At 66.2% G+C, this 24,466-nt stretch carries 27 protein-coding genes; 11 read left to right on the top strand and 16 right to left on the bottom strand.

Going from position 1 to position 24,466, the window contains the following annotated elements:
- Positions 1–285: 285 nt before the first annotated feature.
- Entirely contained in the window at positions 286–1,329 is a 1,044-nt protein-coding gene (locus MRY80_RS05430; RefSeq protein WP_293288805.1) for a helix-turn-helix transcriptional regulator, read from the top strand.
- A 93-nt stretch (positions 1,330–1,422) separates the two neighbouring features.
- On the opposite strand, the gene MRY80_RS05435 is transcribed toward MRY80_RS05430, so the two are convergent.
- The 10 genes from MRY80_RS05435 to MRY80_RS05480 form a co-directional block, all read right to left on the bottom strand.
- A complete protein-coding gene (locus tag MRY80_RS05435) occupies positions 1,423–2,052 on the bottom strand; it encodes a nuclear transport factor 2 family protein (RefSeq protein ID WP_293288807.1) in 630 nt (209 codons plus the stop codon).
- Positions 2,053–2,071: 19 nt separating this feature from the next.
- The gene (locus MRY80_RS05440; protein ID WP_293288809.1) at positions 2,072–2,530 is read right to left on the bottom strand and encodes a MaoC family dehydratase; all 459 of its coding nucleotides are present in this window, start codon (positions 2,528–2,530) and stop codon (positions 2,072–2,074) included.
- 3 nt (positions 2,531–2,533) lie between these two features.
- Positions 2,534–3,331 (bottom strand): SDR family oxidoreductase, encoded by a 798-nt coding sequence (locus tag MRY80_RS05445; protein ID WP_293288811.1) that lies wholly within the window; start codon positions 3,329–3,331, stop codon positions 2,534–2,536.
- A 2-nt stretch (positions 3,332–3,333) separates the two neighbouring features.
- Positions 3,334–4,110, bottom strand: a complete 777-nt coding sequence (locus MRY80_RS05450) for an enoyl-CoA hydratase family protein (protein ID WP_293288813.1) — start codon at positions 4,108–4,110, stop codon at positions 3,334–3,336.
- Between the two features lie 14 nt (positions 4,111–4,124).
- Entirely contained in the window at positions 4,125–5,198 is a 1,074-nt protein-coding gene (locus MRY80_RS05455) for a nitronate monooxygenase (protein WP_293288815.1), read from the bottom strand.
- Between the two features lie 92 nt (positions 5,199–5,290).
- Positions 5,291–6,055 carry an SDR family oxidoreductase gene (locus tag MRY80_RS05460; protein ID WP_293288817.1) on the bottom strand — a complete coding sequence of 255 codons (765 nt, stop codon included), beginning with the start codon at positions 6,053–6,055 and terminating at the stop codon, positions 5,291–5,293.
- A 30-nt stretch (positions 6,056–6,085) separates the two neighbouring features.
- On the bottom strand, positions 6,086–6,622 hold the full coding sequence (locus tag MRY80_RS05465) for a nuclear transport factor 2 family protein (protein ID WP_293288819.1): 537 nt from the start codon (positions 6,620–6,622) through the stop codon (positions 6,086–6,088).
- A gap of 7 nt (positions 6,623–6,629) precedes the next feature.
- Positions 6,630–7,814, bottom strand: coding sequence for an acyl-CoA dehydrogenase family protein (locus tag MRY80_RS05470; protein WP_293288821.1), 1,185 nt, complete (start codon positions 7,812–7,814; stop codon positions 6,630–6,632).
- Positions 7,811–8,950 (bottom strand): acyl-CoA dehydrogenase family protein, encoded by a 1,140-nt coding sequence (locus MRY80_RS05475; protein ID WP_293288823.1) that lies wholly within the window; start codon positions 8,948–8,950, stop codon positions 7,811–7,813. Before MRY80_RS05475 ends, MRY80_RS05470 begins: the two co-directional genes overlap by 4 nt.
- Positions 8,951–9,065: 115 nt before the next feature.
- The gene (locus tag MRY80_RS05480; protein ID WP_293288824.1) at positions 9,066–9,479 is read right to left on the bottom strand and encodes a nuclear transport factor 2 family protein; all 414 of its coding nucleotides are present in this window, start codon (positions 9,477–9,479) and stop codon (positions 9,066–9,068) included.
- 133 nt (positions 9,480–9,612) lie between these two features.
- On the opposite strand from MRY80_RS05480, the gene MRY80_RS05485 reads away from it, so the two are divergent.
- From MRY80_RS05485 to MRY80_RS05520, 8 genes are all read left to right on the top strand, one after another.
- The gene (locus MRY80_RS05485) at positions 9,613–10,134 is read left to right on the top strand and encodes a nuclear transport factor 2 family protein (protein WP_293288826.1); all 522 of its coding nucleotides are present in this window, start codon (positions 9,613–9,615) and stop codon (positions 10,132–10,134) included.
- Positions 10,121–10,996, top strand: a complete 876-nt coding sequence (locus tag MRY80_RS05490; protein WP_293288827.1) for an SDR family oxidoreductase — start codon at positions 10,121–10,123, stop codon at positions 10,994–10,996. Before MRY80_RS05485 ends, MRY80_RS05490 begins: the two co-directional genes overlap by 14 nt.
- 130 nt (positions 10,997–11,126) lie before the next feature.
- A complete protein-coding gene (locus tag MRY80_RS05495; RefSeq protein WP_293288829.1) occupies positions 11,127–11,891 on the top strand; it encodes a TetR/AcrR family transcriptional regulator in 765 nt (254 codons plus the stop codon).
- 192 nt (positions 11,892–12,083) lie between these two features.
- Positions 12,084–13,034, top strand: a complete 951-nt coding sequence (locus tag MRY80_RS05500) for a LysR family transcriptional regulator (protein ID WP_293288831.1) — start codon at positions 12,084–12,086, stop codon at positions 13,032–13,034.
- Positions 13,035–13,158: 124 nt separating this feature from the next.
- Positions 13,159–14,475 (top strand): Coenzyme F420 hydrogenase/dehydrogenase, beta subunit C-terminal domain, encoded by a 1,317-nt coding sequence (locus MRY80_RS05505; RefSeq protein ID WP_293288833.1) that lies wholly within the window; start codon positions 13,159–13,161, stop codon positions 14,473–14,475.
- On the top strand, positions 14,465–15,685 hold the full coding sequence (locus MRY80_RS05510; RefSeq protein WP_293288835.1) for a PLP-dependent aminotransferase family protein: 1,221 nt from the start codon (positions 14,465–14,467) through the stop codon (positions 15,683–15,685). Before MRY80_RS05505 ends, MRY80_RS05510 begins: the two co-directional genes overlap by 11 nt.
- On the top strand, positions 15,682–16,533 hold the full coding sequence (locus MRY80_RS05515; protein ID WP_293288837.1) for an SMP-30/gluconolactonase/LRE family protein: 852 nt from the start codon (positions 15,682–15,684) through the stop codon (positions 16,531–16,533). The genes MRY80_RS05510 and MRY80_RS05515 overlap by 4 nt, the downstream gene beginning before the upstream one ends.
- On the top strand, positions 16,530–16,925 hold the full coding sequence (locus MRY80_RS05520; protein WP_293288839.1) for a RidA family protein: 396 nt from the start codon (positions 16,530–16,532) through the stop codon (positions 16,923–16,925). Before MRY80_RS05515 ends, MRY80_RS05520 begins: the two co-directional genes overlap by 4 nt.
- 14 nt (positions 16,926–16,939) lie before the next feature.
- On the opposite strand, the gene MRY80_RS05525 is transcribed toward MRY80_RS05520, so the two are convergent.
- The 6 genes from MRY80_RS05525 to MRY80_RS05550 all read right to left on the bottom strand — a co-directional run bounded on the left by MRY80_RS05525 (position 16,940) and on the right by MRY80_RS05550 (position 21,905).
- Positions 16,940–17,536 carry a VOC family protein gene (locus tag MRY80_RS05525; protein WP_293288841.1) on the bottom strand — a complete coding sequence of 199 codons (597 nt, stop codon included), beginning with the start codon at positions 17,534–17,536 and terminating at the stop codon, positions 16,940–16,942.
- 11 nt (positions 17,537–17,547) lie between these two features.
- A complete protein-coding gene (locus tag MRY80_RS05530; protein ID WP_293288843.1) occupies positions 17,548–18,753 on the bottom strand; it encodes an acetyl-CoA C-acyltransferase in 1,206 nt (401 codons plus the stop codon).
- A 117-nt stretch (positions 18,754–18,870) separates the two neighbouring features.
- On the bottom strand, positions 18,871–19,629 hold the full coding sequence (locus MRY80_RS05535; RefSeq protein WP_293288845.1) for an SDR family oxidoreductase: 759 nt from the start codon (positions 19,627–19,629) through the stop codon (positions 18,871–18,873).
- A 10-nt stretch (positions 19,630–19,639) separates the two neighbouring features.
- Complete coding sequence (locus tag MRY80_RS05540) at positions 19,640–20,515, bottom strand: SDR family NAD(P)-dependent oxidoreductase (RefSeq protein WP_293288847.1); 876 nt, start codon at positions 20,513–20,515, stop codon at positions 19,640–19,642.
- Positions 20,512–20,988 (bottom strand): nuclear transport factor 2 family protein, encoded by a 477-nt coding sequence (locus tag MRY80_RS05545; RefSeq protein ID WP_293288849.1) that lies wholly within the window; start codon positions 20,986–20,988, stop codon positions 20,512–20,514. Before MRY80_RS05545 ends, MRY80_RS05540 begins: the two co-directional genes overlap by 4 nt.
- Positions 20,985–21,905, bottom strand: coding sequence for an NAD(P)-dependent oxidoreductase (locus MRY80_RS05550; protein ID WP_293288851.1), 921 nt, complete (start codon positions 21,903–21,905; stop codon positions 20,985–20,987). Before MRY80_RS05550 ends, MRY80_RS05545 begins: the two co-directional genes overlap by 4 nt.
- 166 nt (positions 21,906–22,071) lie before the next feature.
- Here MRY80_RS05550 and MRY80_RS05555 point away from each other — a divergent pair, with 166 nt between their 5' ends.
- Both MRY80_RS05555 and MRY80_RS05560 read left to right on the top strand, forming a co-directional pair.
- On the top strand, positions 22,072–22,842 hold the full coding sequence (locus MRY80_RS05555; protein ID WP_293288853.1) for an SDR family NAD(P)-dependent oxidoreductase: 771 nt from the start codon (positions 22,072–22,074) through the stop codon (positions 22,840–22,842).
- A 41-nt stretch (positions 22,843–22,883) separates the two neighbouring features.
- Positions 22,884–24,422, top strand: a complete 1,539-nt coding sequence (locus MRY80_RS05560; RefSeq protein WP_293288855.1) for an AMP-binding protein — start codon at positions 22,884–22,886, stop codon at positions 24,420–24,422.
- Positions 24,423–24,466 lie beyond the last annotated feature (44 nt).

A 24,466-nucleotide genomic window follows, 5' to 3' on the forward strand; every position in this document is an offset into this window, starting at 1 on the left:
CCCCGTCAATTTGGCGGGGCTTTTTGCTGTGCAAAACTAAATTGACGCAGTGCAGAAATTTCGACACATGTGACAAACAATTTGACGGTACGTTGAATTTATGACAGTCTGACAGGACAAGAAAAATAGTCGGGAGGTAGGCATGTTCACGCACTTGCGCTTCGCTGTTTCAGCGCCGCTCGGACACACCGACTAAGCGAACACCGCGGCACGCGCCGCATTCCGGGAAGATTGGTTTGAACTGGCCCGAACGTCGATCGAAAGACGTTCAGGGGAGGAGCAGTCATGACATTTCATTCGAAATCCGCCGTGGAATTCGGGCAATTCCTGAACACCCTCACGAGGAGCCTGACGGACGGCTCCCCTCTTCCCGTCGCGCTGGATGCCGTTCGCGAGCACTTCCACGCCGAGGCCGTCATGCTGCGTCTGTCGAGCCGGTCAAAGGACTGCGTTCTGGTGGCCGACAGCGACTACGAGCCCCTGGATGACGACAACGCCTGCCACGACAAGTCGGTCGCGGCGATGATCGAACGCTATCAGCACATCTCGGCGTCCGAATATGACGCGAGCGGCACGACCGACTACTGCATGTGGATCTTCCGCGATCGCGAGAACAAGCGTTTCGACAACGAGGAGACCGCCCTGGCCGGCGTCCTGATCACGCAGATCGCCCGCGCCATCGACCTGTCCGCCCGCATCGACAGCGGCGCCATGGGCAAGGCCCTCTATTCCAGCGCGCTCGACCGGCTGAATGTCGGCGTCATCGTCATCGACGGTCTCGGCAGGCCGGTCAGCACCTCCCCCGTCGCGGACACGCTTCTCGCCGACCGCGACGGCATCCAGATCCAGGCCGGCCGGCTGCGCGCGACCAACGCCGCGGAGGACCGGGACCTGCAGAAGGCGATCCGCGCCGTCCAGCAGGACGAGGACGGCGACGACGACGCGTCGGAGGCGTCCTGCGGGCTTCCGCTCACCAAGCGCTCGGGCGCACGCACGCTCGGCGCCATCATTCGCCGCGTGCCCGGTGCGCGGGCCGGCGACCTGACCGCGATCTATCTGCGCGACTGCGACACGGTTTCGGAGATCGAAAGCGAATTCATCCGCCGGATCTTCGACCTCACGCCGGCCGAAGCGGCGGTGACCAATCGGCTTGCGGCCGGCGACACCCTTGAGGACGCCGCGACGACGCTGGGGATCAGCCGCAACACGGCCCGCGCTCACCTGCGGTCGATCTTTTCCAAGAGCGGCATCACCCGGCAGACCGAACTCGTCAGGCTGGTGCTGAGCAGCGCCGTCGTTCTGGGCGAGCGACCCCGCCAGGCCGCCTGACGGCGGCCAACCGCAGAATTCCGCCTCCTCCCGGGCAAAAGCAAAGGGCCGGCGCAAGACGCCGGCCCTTTCGATTCAGCCAGATCGGAACAATCAGCGCACGCGGTTTCCGTGGACCTCGTGCCCGCGCCGCATGGTCTCGATGAATTCCTCGAGCGGTGCGGGATCGGCGAGCGGACCGTCTTTCGGGCCGCCGCGATCCCAGTATTCCGTCCATGACGGAAACAGCGCGTGGAAGGAGCCTTCATAGGGCTCGCGGCCGGGCCAGCGCATCTTGCGGGAGCCGATCGGCGGCTTGTTCAGGTCGGTCGCATACCAGTAGAGCGGCTGGCGCCGCGCGAAATACCAGCGCCCGTCGACGCGGCGATAGCGGTCGTAATACATCATCTGCATGATGACCCATTCGGCGCCGGTCTCGTGTTCGTTCTTGGAGTAAACCACGCCGACGCCCTCGTCCGGGCCGATCAGCTCGATGACCGTCGATCCGACATGGTGCGCCGTGCCGTCGAACTGCTTGCGCATCGTCTCGTCGAGCCAGTCGCGCAGGGCCTGGCGCCCCGTCTGTCCCTTGCCGGCCTTGACGTCCGGAACGAACAGCCCCGCCATCGCGTCCATGTCGCGCATGTCGAGCGCCAGGGCGTATTTGGAGATGAGCTGGCGAATCTCGTCGCGCGACTCGATCCTGTCGAGCCGGCGCAGGATTTCGGCGTGTGTCTCACTCATCGCATCGCTCCGTTGCGGGTCAGAAGTAGTATCGGCCGACGATGTCGGCGACGCAGCCGGGCTTCGCCGACCCCTCGATCTCCATCGTCACGCGCACGGTCGTCTGCACCGCGTTCCCGTCCAGGACGTCGGCCTTGACCAGTTCGCCAACCGCACGCACGCGCGACCCGACGGGCACCGGCGCCGGAAACCGCAGGCGGTCGGCGCCGCAATTGATGCCCATCTTCATGCCTTCGGCGCGAAACAGTTCCGGCAGGAACATGTTGATCAGCGAGAAGGTCAGATAGCCGTGGGCGACGGTGCCGCCGAAGGGGCCGTCCTTCGCCTTCTCGGGATCGACATGGATCCACTGGTGGTCGCCGGTCGCGTCGGCGAACGTGTCGATGCGCGCCTGGTCGACGGTCAGCCACGCGCTTTCGCCGAGCTGCATGCCGACTGCGTCAGCCGCCTCCTGCGGCGAGGAAAACACCAGTCCCATCGCTTACGCTCTCTGGCTGGAGACCGAGACGATCTCGCCGACCATGTAGCCGGAATAGTCGCTTGCCAGGAACATCATCACATTGGCGACTTCCCAGACCTCGGCGGCGCGGCCGAAGGCCTCCTGCGCGGTCAGGGCTTCCAGTTCGCCCGGCCCGGCGGCCTTCTTGAGGAATTCGTGCATCGCGATGGACGGCGACACCGCATTGATGCGGATGCCGTGCTCGGCCGCTTCCACGGCGCTGCAGCGGGTGAACGCCATGACGGCCGCCTTGGCCGCGGCGTAGTGCGACTGCCCCTTCTGCGCCCGCCAGCCCAGCACGGAGGCGTTGTTGACGATCACGCCGCTCTTGCGCGGCATCATCTTCTTCAGGACCGCCCGCGTCATGCGCATCGTTCCGTTGAGGGTCACGTCGAGCACCAGGTTCCATTCCTGGTCCGTCATCTCGACCACGGGCTTGAACCCGCCCATGCCGGCATTGTTGATCAGCACGTCGATGCCGCCGAGAGCCTCCTCGGCGGCGTCCACCAGCGCCTGGACGTCGTCCTCGACGGTGACGTTGCACAGTCTGGCGTGAACCTCCGCGCCGCCCAGCGCGCGTAGCTTGTCCGCCGCCTCGTTCAGCCGGCGCTCATGGATGTCGGAGATCATGATGGCCCGGCAGCCCTCCTCGATCGCCCGCCTGGCGGCCGCGAAGCCGATGCCGACGCCGGCCGCCGCGGTGATCAGGACGGAGCGCCCCTTGAGAAGGTCATGGCCCTCGACATAGGCCGGCGCCGCAACGAGTTCGTCTTCGCTCATCATCAATCCTGCTTCGTTTTCGTCTTGTCGAAATCCGCCTCGCGCTTGTCGACGAAGGCGTCGCGCGCCTCCTGCGACTCCGACGTCATGTAGGCCTGCGCGGTGAAGCCCTGCTCCCAGCGGTACTTGTGCTCCAGGTCGCCGTCCTCGATGCCGTTCAGCGCCTCCTTGGCGAGCCGGATCATGACCGCGCTCTTGGCGGCGATCTTGCCGGCGAGCGTCATCGCGGCCGCCCGCAACTCGTCGCGCGGCACCACCTGCTCGACCGCGCCGAGCCGGTAGGCCTCGGCCGAGTCGATCGGCTCGCCGGTGAAATACATCTGCCGCACCTTCTGCACCGGGAACAGCCGCTGCAGATGCGCGCCGGCCCCGAGCGCCCCGCGATCCACCTCCGGCACGCCGAAAGTGGCGTCGGACGAACACAGGACGATGTCGGACGAGCCGCAGATGCCGATGCCGCCGCCGAGGATGTAGCCATGCGCGGCGGCGATCACGGGTTTCAGGCCCCGGTGGATGGCGCGGAAGGTCTCCCAGTTGCCGGCATTGACCTCCGGAATGCGCTCGGGATGCCTTTGCAATTCCTTGATGTCGACGCCGGCGCAGAAGCCCTTGCCCTCGGCGCGAATGACGATCACCCGCACGTCGGGATTGGCCTGCAGCGCGTCGATCTCCTGCGACAGGCTCCGCCACCCGACGCTGTCGAGCGCGTTGACCGGCGGGTTTTCGATGACCAGTTCGGCGATGCTGTCGCTCACCTGGCTCCAGAACTGTTTGCTCATGGTGTTCTTCTCCCTTAGCCGGCGTGGATCAGCGCCGAGGTCGCCGACAGCCGCTCGTTTGCTTCGCTCATGATCCGGGCGATGAGCTCCTCGCAGCTTTCGAGCTTCCCGATCATCGCCGCCGCCTGGCCGCTCGGCAGGAGGCCGTGGACCGGATCGCCCTTGACCACGCCGCGCTGCACCAGCGTCGGCAGGTTGGGCGCCATGACCGTCTGCGCGAAACTGTTTTCGCCGCTGGCGAGAACCTTCATGCCGAGTTTCATCATCCCGATCGGCCCGACGCCGGCTTCCTTGCCCCACTGGCGCGCATATTTCATGCTCATCGCCAGGCGCGCTGGAAACGACATGCCTTCCAGGCGCCGGATCTCCTCGTTCTCGATGAAGCGCTGCGGCAGGCCGTCCACGGCGAGCGTCACCCGGATCGCCGTCGGATCCTTCGTGACGAGATAGCGTTCGAGCGCCGAACGCGGCACCGGCGAATCGCTGGTCAGAAGGAAGCGGGTTCCCATCGCGATGCCGGCCGCGCCATAGGCGAGCGCGGCGGCGAGGCCGCGCCCGTCGAACATGCCGCCGGCGGCGACCACCGGGACCTTCACCGAATCGAGGACCTGCGGCAGCAGGATCGTGGTCGGCACGGCGCCGGTGTGACCGCCGCCCTCGCCGCCCTGGACCGTGATGACGTCGGCGCCCAACTCCACCGCCTTGACCGCGTGTTTCACCGCGCCGACCGTCGGCATGCAGATGACGCCCGCATCCTTGAGACGGCCGATCGTCTTCGCGTCGGGACCGCGGCCGTAGCTGACGGCGCGGACCTTGTGCTTGATGACCATCTCGATCACTTCCTCGGCGTTCGGCTGGAACATGTGGAAGTTCACGCCGAACGGCCGGTCGGTCAGGGACTTGATCTTGAGAAGCTGGTTCTCGACGTCGCCCGGTTCGGTGGTCGCTCCCGCGAAGAACCCGAACCCGCCGGCATTGCATGTCGACGCCGTCAGCCGGGCGTCGGCGACCCACCCCATCGCGGTTTGGACCACCGGGAACCGGCAGCCGAGTTTGTCGCAAAGGATGGTGTGGAGATCGCTCGACATGTTTTTTCCAACGGTGCAGTTTCAGGCGTGACGGTAACCCTGATGGGCCATGCGATGCACTGCAACATCGTCTGAACGGCCTACTGACCGCATCAGTAGAAGACGCGCCCGCCATTCACCATCAGCGTCTGCCCCGTGATGAAACGAGCCTTGTCGCTCGACAGGAACACGACCGCATTCGCGATGTCTTCGGGTTCGCAGAGTTCGCCGAGCGGGATCGCGTTCTTCGCACGATCATAGGCGTCCTGCGGGATGCGCTGCATCGCCCGGGTGTTGGTCGGTCCGGGGCAGACGGCGTTGACATTGACCTTGAACGGCCCGAGTTCGCGCGCCAGCGCCCGCGTGAAGCCGAGCACGCCGGACTTGGCGGAAGCGTAGTCCACCGTGCCGATGTCGCCATTCATCGCCGAATCCGACGAGATCGACACGATCTTCCCCGTGCGCCGCTCGCGCATCTCCTCGACCACCTGGCGCGAACACATCAGCGTGGTCATCAGCGAGACGTTGATGACGAATTGCAGCGTTTCCGGCTTCGCCTGGTAGAACTCCGAATAGTTCTCGCGCGCCGTCTGGCCGATATTGTTGAGCAGCATGTCGATCGGGCCGAGGTCCTTGCGAGCCTGGTCGAAGGCGGCGGTCACCTCCTCCTGCTTGGTCAGGTCGCCGACGACCGGCACCGCGCGCACGCCCTTCGCCTTGACGAGATCCGCCGTCTCGGCAAGCGCGTCCGCCTCGCGATCGAAAACCGCGACGTCGGCGCCTTCCTCCGCATAGGCCAGGGCGGCAGCCCGGCCGATCCCGTTGCCCGCCCCCGTGACGACCGCGATCATCCCCGCAAATGGCTTTTCCGAACGCATCGAATTCTCCTCCCGTTTTGGCCGATCCCGTCAACCGGGGTGGCGCTTGAACAATTGCAGCAATGAATAGGACAGGTCGTCCGGCCCGGCTTTTCCCGGCGGGCTGCCCGCGGCAAAATCCTCGTAGGCGCTCCGATCGACCGGCCGTTTCTGCGCCCAGTCCAGGGTTATGGAGCGCGAGAGGAACCGCCACTCGCCCTGCCGGCGCCGGTAGCGATCGAGACTGCGGCTTCCGGTCACCACCTCCTCGGCGTCCGGTCCGGACGTTCGGTGATAGTTGATCTTGTAGACCTCGCCCTCGGCCTCGTCGCCGTCGATCTCGAAGGTCATGTTGACCACATAGTGGTCGGTCATTTCGTAGTTCGACAGCGCCCGCCTGACGAACGCGACATAGTCGTCGGCATTGCCGGCGAACATGTTGCCGTGCTCCTCGAACGCGTCATCGTGATAGAGGCTGCGCAACAGCGCGAAATCGCGCCTGTCGACCGCGCGCGAATAGGCCGTCACCAGCCGGCGCAGGCTTTCGCGGGCGATGGTTTCCTCGATCGTGGCGTCGCGGATGCCCAAGGACGCCTCACCCAAGTCCGCCGCGTGGCTCACGCGGCATGCCGAGCCCCTGCTCGGCGATCAGGTTGAGCTGGATCTCGTTGGTGCCGCCGTAGATCGTGTCGGCGCGGCTGAACAGGAACAATTGTTGCAACCGCTCGCGGCGCAGGTCGCCGCCGACGAGGTTGGCCTCGGTTCCCATGACGTCCATGGCGAGCTTGCCGAGATCGCGATGCCAGTTGGACCAGTGATACTTGTAGCCCAGCCGTTCGCGGCGCGCCTCTTCCGACGTGTCCTCGGACAGGACCCGCATCGCCAGGTAGCGCATGGCCCGCAGGCCCACCCAGGCCTTGGCGATGCGCTGGCGCATCGCCGGCGAGCGCGAAGCCCCGTTCTCGCGGGCGATCGCGCAGATCAGGTCGAGTTCCTGCGCGAAGGCCATCTGCTGGCCGAGCGTCGAGATGCCCCGCTCGAAGCCGAGCAGGGCCATGGCGATCTTCCATCCCTCGCCGGGCTTTCCGACGACATGCTCCGGTTTCGCCACGGCATCGTCGAGGAACACGGAATTGAACTCCGCGCCGCCGCCGATCTGCCGGATCGGCTGCACCTCGACGCCGGGCTGGTCGAGAGGCATCAGCAGGAAGACGAGGCCGTTTCGGCCGACCGATCCCTCTTCGCACCGCGCCAGAACGAAGATCCAGTCCGACAGATGCGCGAGCGACGTCCAGACCTTCTGGCCGCTCACGTGCCAGTCGCCCGTCGACGGATCCTGGCGGGCGCGCGTGCGAATGTTGCCGAGATCGGAGCCGGCGCTCGGTTCCGAATAGCCCTGGCACCAATATTCCGTGCCCGCGCGAATGCCCGGCAGGAACCGGTCCTTCTGTTCCTGCGTGCCGAACGCGATCAGCGTCGGGCCCATCAATCCTTCGCCGATATGGCCCATGCGGCCGGGACCGCCGGCGATGCCGTATTCCTCCTGGAACACGACCTGCTCGGCGACGGACAGGCCGCGGCCGCCATGCTCTTCCGGCCAGCCCGGGCACGTCCAGCGTCCCGCGGCCAGTTCGCGTTCCCATTCCTTGCGCAACTCGGGGAAGGCGTCGCCGTCGCCCGCATTGCCGCGATAGCGCAGCGGCTCGAAACGGCCCCTCAGATGGTCGGCCATCCAGGCGCGGACCTCCGTGCGCAACTGCGTCAGGGTGTCTGCGCTCATGCCGCCGCCCCTTCTTCGAACATTCCGGCTGCGATCACCGCGAGATGGTCTTCCGGCGACCCGAGAAGCGAACAGGCCGCCTGGGCGCGCTTGAAATAGAGATGCGGATCATATTCCCAGGTGAACCCGACACCGCCGTGAAGCTGGATCGCCTCTTCCGACGCCCGGAAGAGCAGGTCGGACGCCAGGGCGCGTGCCGCCGACACCTCCCGCGCCGTCTCCGCGCCGAGCCCCGCCTCGAGGGTCGCGGCCGCGCCGTAAACGAGGGCCCTCGCCTCGGCCAGATCGACCTCAAGCCGTGCGCAGCGATGCTTGACGGCCTGGAAGGATGCGATCGTGCGCCCGAACTGCACGCGCTCGGCGACATAGGCCAGCGTCACGTCCATCACGCCGCGCGCCGCGCCGACCTGTTCCGCGGCGAGCCCCAATTGGGCGGTCGCCACGGCGCCTGCGACGTCTCGCCCCGTGTAGGCGCCTCCATCGAGGCGCGACTGCGCGCAAACGGCAAGACCGCGCATCGTCAATTCGCCGATCTGGCGGGTTCCGTCGAGCGTTTCCAGACGCCGCACCTCGTGCCCGGCGTCCCGTTCGAGGGCGAACAGGGCCAGGTCCTCGCCCAACCGGGCAGGCACGAGAACGACATCCGCGGCCTCCAGATCGATCACCTGCGCAACCCGGCCGCCCAGCCTGTATCCCGCCTCCGTGGCTTCGGCCACGACAGCGGTCGCGGAGAGCGGATCGACCGCGCCTGCGTTCCCCCAGGCCACGGCCACGGCGATCTCGCCTGCGGCGATACGCGGAAGATAGTGTTGTCGCGCCTCGTCGCTTGCGACCGCCAGCAACAGCGGAACGCCGGCGCAGATCGTCGACCACAGGGGAACCGCCGCCAGTCTTTCGCCGGCGGCTTCCATCAGGATGGCGAGTTCGGTCTTGCCGAGGCCGAGCCCGTCATGGGCCTCGGGTACGGCCATCGCGCACCAGCCCAGTTCGCCGGCGATCGCCGACCATAGCCCGGCGTCGAAACCCGTTCCCGCATTGACGGTCTGCCGCACCCGCTCCGACGCCGACTTGTCGGCCAGAAAGCGGCGCGCCTCTTCCCGGATGAAACGCTGTTCGTCGTTGAAAACGAGATCCATTGTCATCTTCTGCTGCTATATTGGCCGGGGCATGCTGACCGCAAGCACCGTCGCCTGTGCCGGATGCCACCGCCGCCTCGTACTCGCATCGTCCGAACGAAGGATAGGCCCGCCCTCAGCCGGCGGAGAAGACGATTTCGGTGTCACGGCGCGCGAATTTCCAGCCGTCGGAGGTGAGCCTGTAACGGTCGTCATACCGACCGATGACCTGCGGGACGAGGGCCGACGCCGCATCCTCGCCCGATCCGAAATAGAGGAAGACGGCCCTGCCCCTGGCGTTTTCCGGGTCGTCCACGTCGATCGTCACGTTCTGCACGACATGCAGCGAGGTTCCGGTCTGCGGTTTCGCCGCAAGATAGGCGCGGATGGCGTCATGGCCCTGCACCGGCCCCTGCCAGGTGATCCATTCCGCGTCTTCGGCCCACAGGCCGACCAGGTCCTCGTGGCGGAAACTGTCCACATAGTCGCAGAATTGGGTGACGAGGCGCTCGCATGCGCGTTCCGCCATGAGGCGCTGACTATCTTCCATGCCGTGACCCTCCTGTTGCCGGTGATCCCCATGGCTAGGGACAGGCGGATCACCCGCGCATCATTCAAATGAACGATGGAGACCGCCCGTCGCTGGCCGATAGTGCGGGTTTGCAGCCACGGGAGGAGCGCGAGTGGCCGGTGAAAATGAAGACGGCAGCCGCATCGACGCGCTGGAACGGCGCTTGCGCGATGTCGAGGACCAATTGGCGATCTACCGGCTGCTTGCCGCCTACGGCCCGGCGGTCGACAGCCGCACGGAAGCGGCCACGGCCGGACTGTGGACCGAGACGGGCCGCTACGACTATGGCGGCGCGCCGCTCGTCGGCGCGCAGGCGATCGGCGATCTCGTCAACATCCAGCCGCATGTCGGCTATGTCGAACGCGGCTGCGCCCATGTCATCGGCATGCCGTTCGTCGCCGTCGAGGGCGACCGGGCGACGGCCACCGGCTATTCCCGCGTCTATCTGCATGACGGGGACGGCTGGAAGGTGGAGCGCACGAGCGCCAACCGCTGGGAACTCGAAAGAACGCAATCGGGCTGGAAGGTCGCCAATCGCGTGAACCGTCTGCTGGACGGATCGCCCGACGGGCGCGAATTGCTGTCGCGCGCTTTCGTACAATCAAACGGGGAGGAAACCGATGTCGTTTCTTGAAGGCAAGGCCGTCGTCATCACCGGGGCCGGCGGCGGTCTCGGCGCCGCCTATGCGAAACTCGCCGCGTCTTTCGGCGCCGCGATCGTCGTCAACGATGTCGATCCCGACGCCGCGCAGGCGGTAGTCGGCGCGATCGAGGCGGATGGCGGCCGCGCGATCGCGCAACCGGGCGACATCTCGCAATGGGATTTCGCCGAGACGCTCGTCGACGCCTGCGTCGACACGTTCGGCACGATGACCGGCTTCGTCAACAATGCCGGCATCTTGCGGCCGGCGCTCATCGAAGACGTGACCGAACGCGACCTGCGCCGCATGATCGAGGTCAACCTGATCGGCACGGTCGCCTGCGCGCAGGCGGCAGCCCGGCGTCTCAAGGCGCTTGGCGGCGGTTCCGTCGTCAATGTCGCCTCGGGCTCGCAGGCCGGCGACATCGCGCTCGGCGGCTATGCCGCGACCAAGGGCGCCATCGCGTCGCTGACATATAGCTGGGCGATGGAATTGCGCGGCACCGGCGTGCGAATGAACGCCCTCTCGCCGCTCGCGGAAACCGCCATGGCCGGCGTCAACGCGCATCTGATGGCGATCCAGTCGCAAAACCGCGAGGTCCACTATGCGGCGCTGCCGCCCGCCGAAGCCAATGCGCCGGTGGTCGCCTATCTGCTTTGCGACGACGCGGCCGGGATCAACGGCCAGGTGATCCGGATCGCCGGCCGCCAGTTGTCGCTCGTCACCCATCCGACGATCGCCAGCCCTGTTCTTGAGGATGACTGGACATTCGAGAAAGTCGCGGACGCGTTTGCGACAACACTTTCGGCGAAACAGCACAAACTCGGCCTGGCCATGCCCGAAGACGGCAAATGACGGGTACCCTACGGAAGTTGTGCATGATCGCGGGGGCTGATCGTTTGCAGGCCTATGCGGATTGTTGTAGGTCGCGATTTGCCCGAGAATACGGGATTCCGGATCGATCCCGGCACTGGAAGGACAGGACGTGAACCAATCGAGCGCAGCCGCGGAAAAGGATGGCGAGGGCCGCAACGGGCGCGCCTCGGCGTCTCGAAGCACGAGCGAAGCGCGTAGCGCCACCAATCCGCGCAAGGAACTCGTTCGCGAACAACTGATCGACATCGCCGCGCAGCTGTTCGACAGCAAGGGCTACGTCCAGACGAGCATCAACGACATCGCCCGCGCCATCGGCCTCGGACGGTCGGCCGTCTACCACTATTTCCGCAACAAGGAGGAGATCCTCGCCGCCCTTGTGGAATCGGAAGCGCTGACGCCGTCGCACCAGCTCCAGGACCTGATGGAGCAGCCGAACCTGACGCCGCGAGACCGGTTGCGCCGCGCGATCGTCGACGGCATCAAGCGCCGCCTGTCCTCCGGTTCCCGCTTCATCCTGTTCGCCCGCCTGGAGACCCAGATTCCCGACGAACTCGGCCCGCGCTACAATCAGGGCCGCCGCGACATCTACGATTTCTACGTGCGCTGCATCGCCGAGGGCATCGAATGCGGGGAGTTCCGCGAGGTCGATCCGAAGATCGCCGCGTTTGCCGTGATCGGCATGGCGAACTGGACGTCGCGCTGGTATTCGCCGGCCGGCGTGCGCCAGCCCGAGGAAATCGGCGAAATCATCGCCGATTTGGCGCTGCACGCGCTGACGGTTCGTGAAAGCGCGGTGCAGGACGACACGGGCATCCGCAACACGCTCGGCCAGATGCGCGAACAGATCGACTGGCTCGAACGCAATCTCACCTGATATCCGCCAAGCCGGCCGCCTAGTCCGTTCGGACTAGGGAGCCTGTGACCGCGGCGCGTATGATCGGGCTCGATCTCGTTGCGGGAGGAGGCCGGGACAGATGAACCGCGACAATCCGGACGGCCGCACCGCCGTTTCCGCGTACCTTCGACATCCGACCTGGCCTTTCCTCGCCGTTGCGGATGCGACACGATGATCCTGCGCAACCTCGCCAAGTTCGATCTGAACCTCCTGCAGGTCTTCTCCGCCGTCTACAGCGAGAGCAGCATCACCCGCGCCGCGGACTCCCTGAATGTCACCCAGCCGGCGGTCAGCAACAGCCTCGCCAAGCTACGTGAGATCTTCGGCGACCCGCTCTTCGTGCGCGCGAGGCACGGCGTCGCGCCGACGCCGCTGGCGAACGCCCTGATCCATCCGGTGACCGAGGCCCTGACGTCGCTCGACCGGGCGCTTGCGGCGCATCAGTGCTTCGATCCCGCCGCGAGCGAACGCATCATGAGCTTCAGCATGAGCGATTTCGCCGAGGCGATGATCCTCGCACCCTTCGTCGGCGCGGTGAACCGGCGAGCCTCGCGCATCACGATCCGCAACAATTTCATCGCCGAACGCGATCTGTGCTTCGGCCTCGCCTCCGGCGAGATCGACTTCGCCATCGAGTCGCATCCGCTGCGGGAACCCGACATGGGAAACCGACTGCTCCTGGAAGACGAGTTCGTCTGCGTGATGCGGGCGGACCATCCCGCCGCTTCCGGCGCGTTCACGCTGGAGACCTATCTTTCGCTCGACCACCTGCACATCTCCAACCGCCCGCGCAACGCCAACCTCGTGGATGGAGCGCTCGCCCGCGTGCGGCAGAAGCGGCGGGTGGCGGCGACCCTCGAACACTGCCTCGGCGCCGGCGCGATCCTTCAGCAAAGCGATCTGTGCCTGACGATCCCGAGAGGCTTCGTGAGCCGGTTCCTGTCCGACGACTGTTTCGTCACGCGACCGCGCCCCTTCCGGATGCCGCCGCTGAGAACCTGGCTGTACTGGCATCCGACGACGGAAAACAGCCCGGCCCACAACTGGGTCCGGCAGGTGATGGACGACTGTTTCCCCACGCCGCACACGCTTGCCACGGCACTGCATCATAACTCGCCGTGATGAGTGTCATTCAGACTGGCGATTTGTTCCCGCAAACCGGCGCAACCTAGAATTCCTCCCGTGTGCCGGACCTCCGACGTGACCGCGTGTCGCCCGGAATTCCCGGCATGCAGGGAGGATATGCATGCGGGTCGCAGAACGGGTGGAAGACATCGTGACATCCGGGCTGTGCACCGGATGCGGCATGTGCGAGAGCCTGCTCGGCAGCGACACGCTGCGCATGGACCTCTCGCCGGAAGGCTTCATGCGCCCGCGCCAGATCCGCACGCTCTCCAAGGCCGACGAAGGAGCGGTCATGCAGGCCTGCGCCGGGCACCGCCAGGTCGGGCCGGAGCCGGTCGGCATCGAGCCGCACCGAATGTTCGGATCGTGCCTGCATCTCGCCAAGGGCCATGCGACGGCTCCCGACATGCGCTTCGAGGGCGCGACCGGCGGCGTGCTGACGGCGGTCGCCGCCTTTCTGGTCGAAGAGAAACTGGTCGACGCGATCATCCAGATCGGCGCGTCCGATTCAGATCCCTTCGCCAACGAGGTTCGGTTCAACACGACGCGTGAAGAGATCGTCGCCTCGGCGGGCTCGCGCTACGGGCCGGTCGCGCCGCTGACGCAGGTCCACGCGGCGCTCGACAGCGGCAAGCGCTTCGCCTTCATCGGCAAGCCCTGCGACGTGGCGACCCTGCGCAACCTGGCGAAGACCGATCCGCGGGTCGATCGGCAGATTCCCTACATGCTCGCCATGTTCTGCGGCGGCTCGCCCAGCGTGTCGGCCACCCACAATGTCGTGCGACGCTTCGGCGAGGACCCGCGCGAGATCGCCGAATTCCGGTATCGCGGCCGCGGCTGGCCCGGACCGACCTTCGTGCGGACCCGGAAAGGCACGGTCCACCGGCAGAGCTACGACGACACCTGGTTCGGCGACCTGACCTTCGAGCTCATGTTTCGCTGCAAGATCTGCGCTGACGGGCTCGGCGAACATGCCGATCTGGTCGGCGGGGATTGCTGGGTCATGGAAGACGGCAAGCCGAGCCACCGCGAGATGGGCGACGGCTGGAACATCGTGATCGGCAGGACGACGCGCGGCGCCGAACTCGCCGCGAAGGCCGTCGAAGCCGGCTACCTCCACGAAGAGCCGTTCACGATCGCCGAATTCGAAAAGATGCATGACGACCACGCGCTGAAGAAGCGCTCCGTGTTCTGGCGCCTGCTCGCATTGACCGCCACACGCCAGCCCCGGCCGCGATACGAGCGGTTGCGCGTCGCCGAGGCCGGATGGCGCAACGCCAGCTGGCGCGAGAGATGGGCCGCATTCCAGGGCACGTTCCTGCGCTCTGTCGCAGGACGCAACAGGGAAAGCGGGATCGGTTCGGGCAGCTTCGTGCTCGAAGAGACGAGAAACGACATCGAGAAACCGGCAAGAGGAGGAGAACCACATGCCGCTTAACCACCTGCGCTCGAAGGCGTCCGGCACGGGGCCGGCGCTCTTCTTTCCCGACCCGGAAGTTCCGGCAGTCTTCAATTTCGACCAGGGCCTGGCGGCTCCGGAAACCTTTCCCCTCGCCGATCTCGAACGGCTGGCGAAAGGCGTGGTGGATCGCGACGGCCCCTCCGTGCTCGATTACTTCGACCCGAAGGTCGGCTACGAGGAACTCGTCTTCGGCTATCGCGGATTGCGCACGCAGATCGCCAACCGCATCGAGCGGATGCAGGGCCGCGCGCTCGGCCATATGGGCGTCATACTGACGTCCGGTTCGGTCCAGGGCATCGCGCTGGCCATGCACGGATATCTCGACAAGGGCGACATCGTCGCGGTCGAGGCGTCGTCCTTCCCCTATGCGCTGCGTTTTGCGGAAATGTCCGGCGGCGAGGTGCGCCCGGTCCCCGTCGACGCCGACGGCATGGACATCGACGCGCTGGAGACGCTGATCGCCGACATCGCGTCCGAGGGACGACGGCTGAAGATGGTCTACACCATCCCGACCTTCCAGACGCCGACGGCGACCGAGATGTCGGTCGAACGCCGGCAACGCCTGGTCGATCTCGCGGACAAGCACGATTTCATCATCATCGAGGACGACGTCTATGGCGACCTGCGCTTCGCAGGCGAGCCGCTGCCGACGCTGCTGTCGCTCGACAAGGGCGGCAAGGTGATCCAGTGCGGTTCCTTCAGCAAGATCATCGCCCCGGCGCTGAGACTGGGCTGGATCGCTGGCGAGGCCGAGGCGATCGAACCGCTCGCCGCGATGCGCCAGGACCTCGGCGTGGCGCAATGGATCGCCCGCATCATGGAAGCCTACATGCTGGAGGGGCTGCTCGAACCGCATCTGGAAAAGGCGGCTGCGGTCTATGGCAGCAAGGCGCGGGTGGCGGCGGAGGCGATGCGCGCGCATTGCGGCGACTTCGTCCGGTTCACCATGCCGCGCGGCTCCTTTTACCTCTGGGTGGAGATCGACGACCGGATCGACTGGGACAAGGCGTCGGCCGAAGCCGCGCGGGAGGGTATCTTCTTCAGGCCCGGCGAACGCTTCATGGGCGAAACCGGCGGCCGCAAGTTCCTGCGCCTCGCCTACAGCCATGTGAGCGAGCAGGTCATCGCCGACGGCATCAAGCGGCTCGGCGCGATCCTGCGCGCCAACGTCCGGGCCGCCGCATGATCCCGGCACGGACGATAGCGACCGGGTTTGCCTATCCGGAAGGGCCGCGCTGGCACGACGGCCAGCTCTGGTTCGCCGACCAGCATGACGAAACGGTCCACATCCTGGCGCCCGACGGCGCCAGGAAGGGCTCCTTTCACGTGCCCGGCGGCCCGTCCGGCATGGGATGGACCACGGACGGCGATCTGCTCGTGGTCTCGATGGACGAGCACAAGGTGTTCAGACGGAGCGGCGACGCCCTGGCGCTGCATGCCGACCTCTCCTCCCATCACCGCTACCAGACGAACGAAATGGTCGTCGACCATCACGACCGCGCCTATGTCGGCAATATCGGTTTCGATTTCGAAGCCGGCGAAGAGGTCAAACCGACCATGCTGCTGCTCGTGGAAAGCGACGGCACGGTTTCCGTCGCGGCCGACGACCTGCTGTGCCCGAACGGCAGCGTCATCACGCCGGACGGCCGGACGCTCATCATCGCGGAATCCCTCGCCCACCGCCTGACGGCCTTCGACATCGCCGCCGACGGCTCCCTGTCCAACCGCCGGGTGTTCGCGGAGGTTCCCGGCCATGTGCCCGACGGCATCTGCCTCGACGCAGAGGGGTATGTCTGGGCCGCGTCGCCATTCACCAATTCGGTGATCCGGGTGCGCGAAGGCGGCGACATCACCGACACGGTCCGCATCGACGACGCCGGCGCCTATGCCTGCATTCTCGGCGGGCCGGACGGACGCGACCTCTATGTGTGCTGCGCCAATCCTGGCATGCGGCCGGCAACCGTCGAACAGCGCGGCGGCCGCATCGACGTGGCGCGAGTGACTGTGCCCGCCGCGAAAGGGGCACGGCCATGAACGCCGCCACGCGCCGCGAATGCCTGAACCCGCCCGGCATGGCTTTTGCCGGCATGAGCCAGGGCGTGCGGGTGGGCGACACGATCCATGTTTCCGGTCAGGTCGCCTTGCGCGACGGCGGGGTGATCGGCATCGGCGATCCCGAAGCACAGGCCCGGCAGTGCCTCGCCAACATCGAAGCTGTGCTGAACCTGTCGGGCGCAGGACTGGCGGATGTCGTCGCACTGCGCTGCTATCTCGTCGATGCGGCGCACTACCCTGCCTATTCGGCGGTCAAGAACGCGCTCTTTCCCATCGATCCGCCTTGCGGAACCGCGGTGATCGTGAAGGGCCTCTTGCTGCCGGAACTGCTGATCGAGGTCGAAGCCGTCGCGACCTTGCCGGGGGGCTGACGTCGCCCGGCAGATCAGTCGAACACCACCTTCGCGTCGGTGAGGAAATCGCCATAGGTGTCGTAGCGGATCAGGGGATCGCCGCCCGTCCAGGACTTCAGCCGCTCCGACACCGCCTCGCGCGCCTTGCGCCAGCGCGGCGGCACGATTTCCAGCATGGGGCCGACCACGGACGGCGACTTGTAATAGACGATCGACTGGTCCTGCCCCACGATCGGGATCACCAGTTCGGCCTCGTAACCGGCCTGCTCGACACGGCGCCGGGCCTCGTCATAATCGGGCACCCAATAGCCCAGATGCTGCAGGCCTTCGCGCCCCGAGGCGAGGAACTCGGTATAGGGCGACGGGGCGTCGTTCACCTGCTGGATCAGTTCCAGCTGGACATCGCCGATGAAGCCGAACGCCAGGCGCATTTCGATGCTGACCTGTTCACCGCGGAACCGGGACGGATTGGGCGGCCGGCCTGTCCCGTTTTCCAGGAACAGGAACGGTCCGATCCCCAGCACGTCGATCCAGTGGCGAACCGCGGCGTCAAGGTCGCGAACGACGAAGCCGAGCTGCGTCGCCGGCCCAAGAACGGGTTTCAGATCCGCATGCTGGTCGGTCTGCATGGCGTCCACCGTCAGTTGAAGATCTCGAAGAGGCCGGCCGCGCCCATGCCGCCGCCGACACACATCGTCACGACGCCGTATTTCGCCTTGCGGCGGCGTCCCTCGACCAGCACATGCGCCGCAGCGCGCGCGCCCGTCATGCCGAACGGATGGCCGACCGCGATGGCGCCGCCATCGACATTGAGCTTGTCCGGATCGATCCCGAGCGTGTCGCGGCAATAGAGCGCCTGGCTGGCGAAAGCCTCGTTCAGTTCCCACAGGTCGATGTCGCCGATCTTGAGCCCGTGCTGCTTCAGGAGCTTCGGAACCGCGAAGACCGGGCCGATGCCCATCTCTTCCGGCGGGCAACCCGCAACCGCCATGCCGCGATAGGCCCCCAGCGGCTCGAGCCCGCGGCGGGCGGCTTCGGCGGCTTCCATCACCACCAGCGCGGCCGCACCGTCGGAGAGCTGCGACGCGTTGCCCGCGGTCACGTATTCGCCCACCTTGACGACTTCGCCGTCGGCGAAAACCGGCTTCAGCTTGGCCAATCCCTCCAGCGTGGTGTCGGCGCGGAAACCCTCGTCATGCGTCAAGGTGACGTCATGGACACTTGATTCCTTCGTCTCCCGGTCCACCACTATCTTGCGCGACGGCATTGCAACGATTTCCTCGTCGAAGCGGCCCGCTTCATGGGCGGCGGCCGTGCGCAACTGGCTTGCCAGCGCGAAAGCGTCCTGCGCCTCGCGGCTGACGCCGTATTTGCGCGCCACGATCTCGGCCGTCTCGATCATCGTCATGTACATGTGCGGCCAGCGCTTCAACACCGTCTCGGACTGGTTGCGGTAGGTGTTCTTGTGCTTGTTCTGCGTCAGGCTGATCGATTCCACGCCACCGGCGACGACCGTCTCCATGCCGTCGACGATGACCTGCTTGGCCGCGATCGACACGGCCATGAGCCCGGACGAGCACATGCGATCGACCGTCATGCCGGGCACGCTGTCCGGAAGGCCGGCGGCGGCTGCGGTCAGCCGGCCGATATTGTAGCCCTGTGTGCCCTGCTGGGCCGAGCAGCCCATGATCACGTCTTCGACCGATGCCGGATCGACGCCCGCCCGCCGGACCGCCTCGCGCGCGGCATGGCCCGACAGCGCCGGCGCTTCGGTGTCATTGAACGCACCGCGAAAGGCCTTTCCGATGGGCGTACGAGCGACAGATACGATGACGGCTTCACGCACGAGAATTCTCCGAAACTGGCAACAAAGGCGGCCGGATCGGAACCCGGCATCTCGGCCAAGCCGTAGGACACGCGACGAAAGGCAGCATCGTCTGAAGGGACTAGCGAAGGGCCGCCGTCACGAGATCAGGATGCCGCTGTCCACGCAAAGCTGCTGGCCGGTGGTGCGCCGGGATTCGTCGGAAGCAAGGAAGATCGCGGCGTTGGCGACGTCTTCCGGCTCGCTCATGCCGAGAAGATAAGCGCGTTTCTGCGCCTCCAGATGCGGCTCCGTGGCGAAGAATCGCAGCACGCGCTCGGTCGCAACCGCGCCGGGCACGATCACGTTGACCCGCACCTTGTCGGCCGCATACTCGACGGCCATCGAGCGCGTCAGGGAGATGACCGCCCCCTTGGAAGCCGAATAGGCGTCACGGTTCGGCACGCCCATCGCCCCCATGATCGAGGATGTGTTGATCACCGACCCGCCGCCGCGCCGAACCAGGTGCGGAATGCCGAAATGGCAGCACAGCCAGGTTCCGAACAGGTCGAGCTCAAGCGTGTTCCAGAAGACCTCGGCCGGGGTGTCCGTCACCGGTCCGTCCTTGGCCGACGACCCGCCCGCATTGTTGTAGAGGATGTCGAGCCCGCCGAAGGCGTCCACCGTCTCGGCGAGCGCCTGCTGGACGCTGTCCTCCTTCGTCACGTCGGTTCGAACGAACCGCGCCTTTCCGCCGGCAGCCCGGATTTCGGCGGCGATGCGCTCGCCCTCCTCCTGTCGGCGGCCTGCGACGGCGACCTGCGCGCCCTCGCGGGCGAACGCCCGGCAGGCGACCTCGCCGATGCCGCCCGTCCCGCCCGTGATGAAGGCCACCTTTCCCTCGAGACGATTGCCCATGCCCTTCTCCCTATTTGTCCCCGCGCGGCGTATAGCCGTCCGCCACGATGATCGGCAGATGGGTCCAGCCATTGTCCTGCATGCGCATCCAGGCCCCGGCGGCAAGCGCGCCGCCATCGACCACGACGGTCGTGCCGGAGACCCAGCCCGACAGGCGGTCCGATGCCAGATACAGCACTGCGCCGGCCGAATCGGCACCTTCCCCGAAGCGCCCGATCGGGAACCACCGCTTCAGATATTCCCGGTTCTCGGGCGGGACCCGGCTGGTCGCCGTGATCTGCGCCGAATTCGTGGTCTCGGGCGCGACGGCGTTGACCCGGATCCCGTGCTGCCCGACTTCCACCGCCAGGCTCTGCGTGAAACCGGTGATCGCGGATTTGAACGCCGCGTAGGCCACCGTCAGCGGAATGCCGCGAAACGCCTCGACCGTGGACAGGTTGACGATGCTGCCGCCCTTGCCCGAGCGTCGCATCAGCGGGATCGCGGCCTTGGTCACATGGAACATGTGCAGCAGGTTCACCTCGTAGAGCGCCTGCCACTGATCCTCGTCGGATTCCACGAACTCCGTCTTGAAGCCGAGATAGTCGCCCACATTGTTGACCAGGACGTCGAGCCGGCCGAAGCGCGAGTCCACGGCCTCGATCAGGCGTCGGACCTCGTCGCCCTTGCGGACGTCGGCTTCGACGACGAGGGCGTCGCACCCCGTCTTTTCAAGCGCGTCGCGCACCTCGCCCGCCCGTTCGGCGTCGATTTCGGCGACCGCGACGCGCATGCCGGCCTGCGCGAACAATTCGGCGGTGGCACGTCCTATTCCCGCCCCGCCGCCGGTGACGAGAGCGACCTTGCCGGCGAGGCCGATGATGGACATTTCGTCGGCGGCGCTCATGTGTCGGCTCCCTCTCTGCGCGCCGGATCGTCGGCGCGATGCTGCCGCCCGGTTCGGCATGTGGCGTCCCCGACAAGGACCAGGTTCCGACGGGCGAGCAGCCACGCATCGTCGACCTTGCGGAAGGCGTCCTCGTAGCGGACGGTCATTTCGTAGCAATGCTCCGCGCCCGCATCGTCTCGGTAGTAGTGTCTCGCATAGGTGTAGGTTTCCGCCGCGGCCTCGTCGCCGTCGAATTCCGGCACCATCGCCACCACGCCGTGATGCGTGCGGTCGTAGAGCCGCTTCATCACGGCCGGAACGGTCGCGAGCTCGTCCCGGCCGACGAACCGTCCCCGCGGCGCCTCCAGCACGCCGTCCGGCGTGAATTGCGCGGCGAACAGCGCGCCGTCGCCGCGGTCGACCGCCATCGCATAGCGGTCAGCCACCATTCTCAGGGCGAAGGCGGCAAGGAGCGGTCCCTCGCCGGTCATCGGCCTGCCTCGTCGGCCGACACCATGTCCACCACTTCCCGGACCGCACGCTCGACATCGTTGCGCGAATAGCCGAGGCTGTCCGTCTCCGCCGGATCGGGCTCGTAGGAAAGGACGTTGCCTCTGCCCGGAACGATGAAGGCGTCGGGCAGGAACGGATGTTCCTCGTCGCGCTCCTCGACCCGTTGCGAACTACCGACCGCGTCGAAGAACAGCTGGAAGAAATCGCAGAACCGCAGGTTCTGGTCACCGACGAGATAGGCCTTGCCGGATTCCGCGTTGCCAAGGGCTCCGGAGATCGCCTCACACAGCGATTTCACCGACATGTAATTGGTTCCGCCCGCAGGCGCGAACACCGGAATGTCGGGTCGTTCACCGCGCGCCCATGCGGCCAGGGACTCATAGCGCTTCGCCGAGATGCCCTGGATGGCGCCGACGATCGATGGCGGATTGAGCGTCGAGACGTTGAAGCTGGCGTCGGCCAGCGCCCGCGCGCCTTCATCGGCCAGTTTGCGCGCCCGCACGTAATCGTCGGTCTCGGCCAGATGCGGCATCACCTGGTGATAGTAGCTGCCAAGCTGCACGACGCGCCCGACCCCCGCCCGCTTCGCGCGGGCGACGAAATTCGGAACGCCCTCGATCTGCATGACCCGCCAGAATTCGTCCCGGTCGGTTCCCCTCGGCAAATGGCGGATGTCGTTGCCCGCCGCGAACACGACGGCATCGAAGCCTTCCAACTCGCTTTCGCTGAACTCGCCCTGCGAATAGTCGCCATAAAGCGCCGGAAACCGCGCCATCGGCGTTCCTTCCGGAGCCGGCTTGCGAGCGCCCACGACGACATCGTGCCCGTCTTGCGCCAGCTTCTGCACCGCGTGACCGCCTATCATGCCGGTCCCGCCAATCACGAGCACCTTCATTCGCCTTCCTCCCTGCGTCTCATCATTGCGCGCAGAATCGAACAGCCTCGCGTGCATCGCATCGTCTGCATGGATTAGCCGGGCCCGCCGCATACCTCATACAGACGATGCATCGCCCCCGGCGCGATGATGGTTTCGCAGTCACGACGGCTACAGGGTGGAGGGCATGGTGACGAGGCGGCTCGAAAACAGATCGATACTCGTCACGGGCGCCACCGGCGCGATCGGCCGCGGAACGGCGCACCGGCTCGCTTCTGAGGGCGCACGCCTCGCGCTCGCGGACCGCGACGACGACACGCTCGCCGCATTGGCGGACGAGATCGAGGCATCGGGAGCCTTTCGCCCAGCCACGCTCGTCCATGACGCGGCCTCGGCGCAATCGAACGCGACGCTGGTGCACGACGCCGTCGCCCGGATGAATGGCCTCGACGCCGTCTGCAATGTTGCCGGGATCTACACCAAGGCGCATTCGGCCGACGTTTCGGACAGCGAGTGGGATCGCGTGCTCCAGATCAACCTGTCGAGCGTCTTCACGATCTGCCGGGAAGCAATCGGTCCCTTGGCGCAAACCGGCGGATGCGTGGTGAACACCTCCTCGCTGGCCGCGCTCGAAGGCCTCGCCTATTCGACGGCCTATGCCGTTTCCAAGGCCGGGGTCATCGCCCTGACGAAGTCCCTCGCCGCCGAATACGCGGCCACGGGCATCCGCTTCAACGCCATCTGCCCCGGCGGGATACGCTCGTCCATGAGCACCGTTCCGGCGGTGACCGATGCCGATCCCGACCTGACGTTCCGGCGGTCGAAGCTGCGCGGGTTCGAGGGCGGACTGGGCGAACCGAAGGACATCGCCGCGGCTTTCGCCTATCTCGTGTCAGAGGACGCCCGTTTCGTTTCGGGCTCGGTCATGGTGATCGACGGAGCCCAGTTCCTGCTGTAGCAGCACCACTCGTGCGAACGAGAGATCAAGAAAGTTCGAAGATGGAAACCCTCTCGCAAATCCTGACGCGCAACACCCGCTTGGTCGCGGACCGCCCGTTCATCGTCACCGACGACGAAACGATCGCATACGAGGATTTCTCGCGCCGGACGGCACAACTGGCCAATGTGCTGCGCGACAAGGGCATCGGCAAGGGCGACCGGGTCGCCCTCTATCTGCCGAGCACGCCGATGATGGCGATCGCGTTCTGGGCCTGCCAGCGGCTGGGCGCGATTCCCGCGCCCGTCAGCGCCATGTTTCGCCACGCCGAGCTGCGCAAGATCATCGCCCATGCGGGCATGAAGGCGCTGATCGCCGACGCGACCACCTGGCCCTACTTCTCCGAAATCCGCGACGAGTTTCCCGCCCTCGAGCAATGTCTCGTGGCCGGCGGCGGCGAGAGCGGAGCGGACCTCCTCGACCTGATCGCGGCGGCGTCCCCGTCCTTCGAGGACGAACCCTGCGATCCTCGTGACATCGCCTGCCTGTTCTTCACCTCCGGCACGACGGGAACGCCGAAGGGCACGGCGCAGACGCATTTCAACATCGTCTCGACGCTGCGCGACATGATGGTCTCGCACCGGAACCGTTTCGGCTCGGAAGTCTATGTCTGCGCGGTCCCGCTGTTCACGAATTTCGGTCTCAATGTCACGCTGAACCTCTGCCTCTTCGGCGGCGGCACGATCGTGCTGCACGAGCGCTGGAACACGCAGCGCGTGCTGGCGGACATCGTCCGCCACGAAGCGACCTATTTCGGCGGCACCCCGACCATGTATGTCTACATCGTCAACGAATATGACCGGGACAAGCACGATCTACGCTCGTTGCGCGTCTGCACCACCGGCGGTTCACCGGTGCCGCAATCCGTCATCCAGCGTTTCGAGGAATTGAGCGGCGCCCGCGTCACCCAGGTCTACGGCTCGACGGAGACCTGCGGGCAAAACGTCATGGAGCCGACCCTCGGCGTGCGCAAGCGCGGTTCCGCCGGCCTGCCGGTCGGCAGTTCGCGCATCAAGGTCGTGGACGACAGCGACAACGAAGTGCCGGTCGGCGAGATCGGCGAGATCATCATTGGCGGCGATTGCGTCGCCGCCGGCTATTGGCAGGACGAGAAGGCGACCGCGGAGGCCTTTTCCGCCGACGGCTGGCGATCGGGCGACCTCGGCTATGTCGACGAGGACGGCTACCTGTTCATCGTGGACAGGAAAAAGGACGTCATCATCGCCGGAGGCCACAACATCTACCCGCTCGAGATCGAGACGCTGCTCTACCAGCACGCCGCCGTCGCCATGTGCGCCGTGGTCGGCGTTCCGGATGCCGACAAGGGCGAGATCCCGGTCGCGGTCGTCGTTCTCGACGAAAAGGAACAGGTGACCGCGGACGAACTGAACGCCTATTGCCGGCAGCACCTCGCCGCCTACAAGGCGCCGCGGGTCATCGAATTCATCGCCGACATGCCGGTCGAAGCGGCCAAGATCCGGAAACGCGATCTCGTCAACGCTCTCAAGGACGGCACGCTCGACCAGTATCGCCGCCGTTAGAGGGTGTCAGATTAAGGTCGAATTCGGCACTCAGGCTGGAAAGA

This window comes from Oricola sp., from assembly GCF_022763245.1.
Lineage (GTDB): Bacteria > Pseudomonadota > Alphaproteobacteria > Rhizobiales > Rhizobiaceae > Oricola.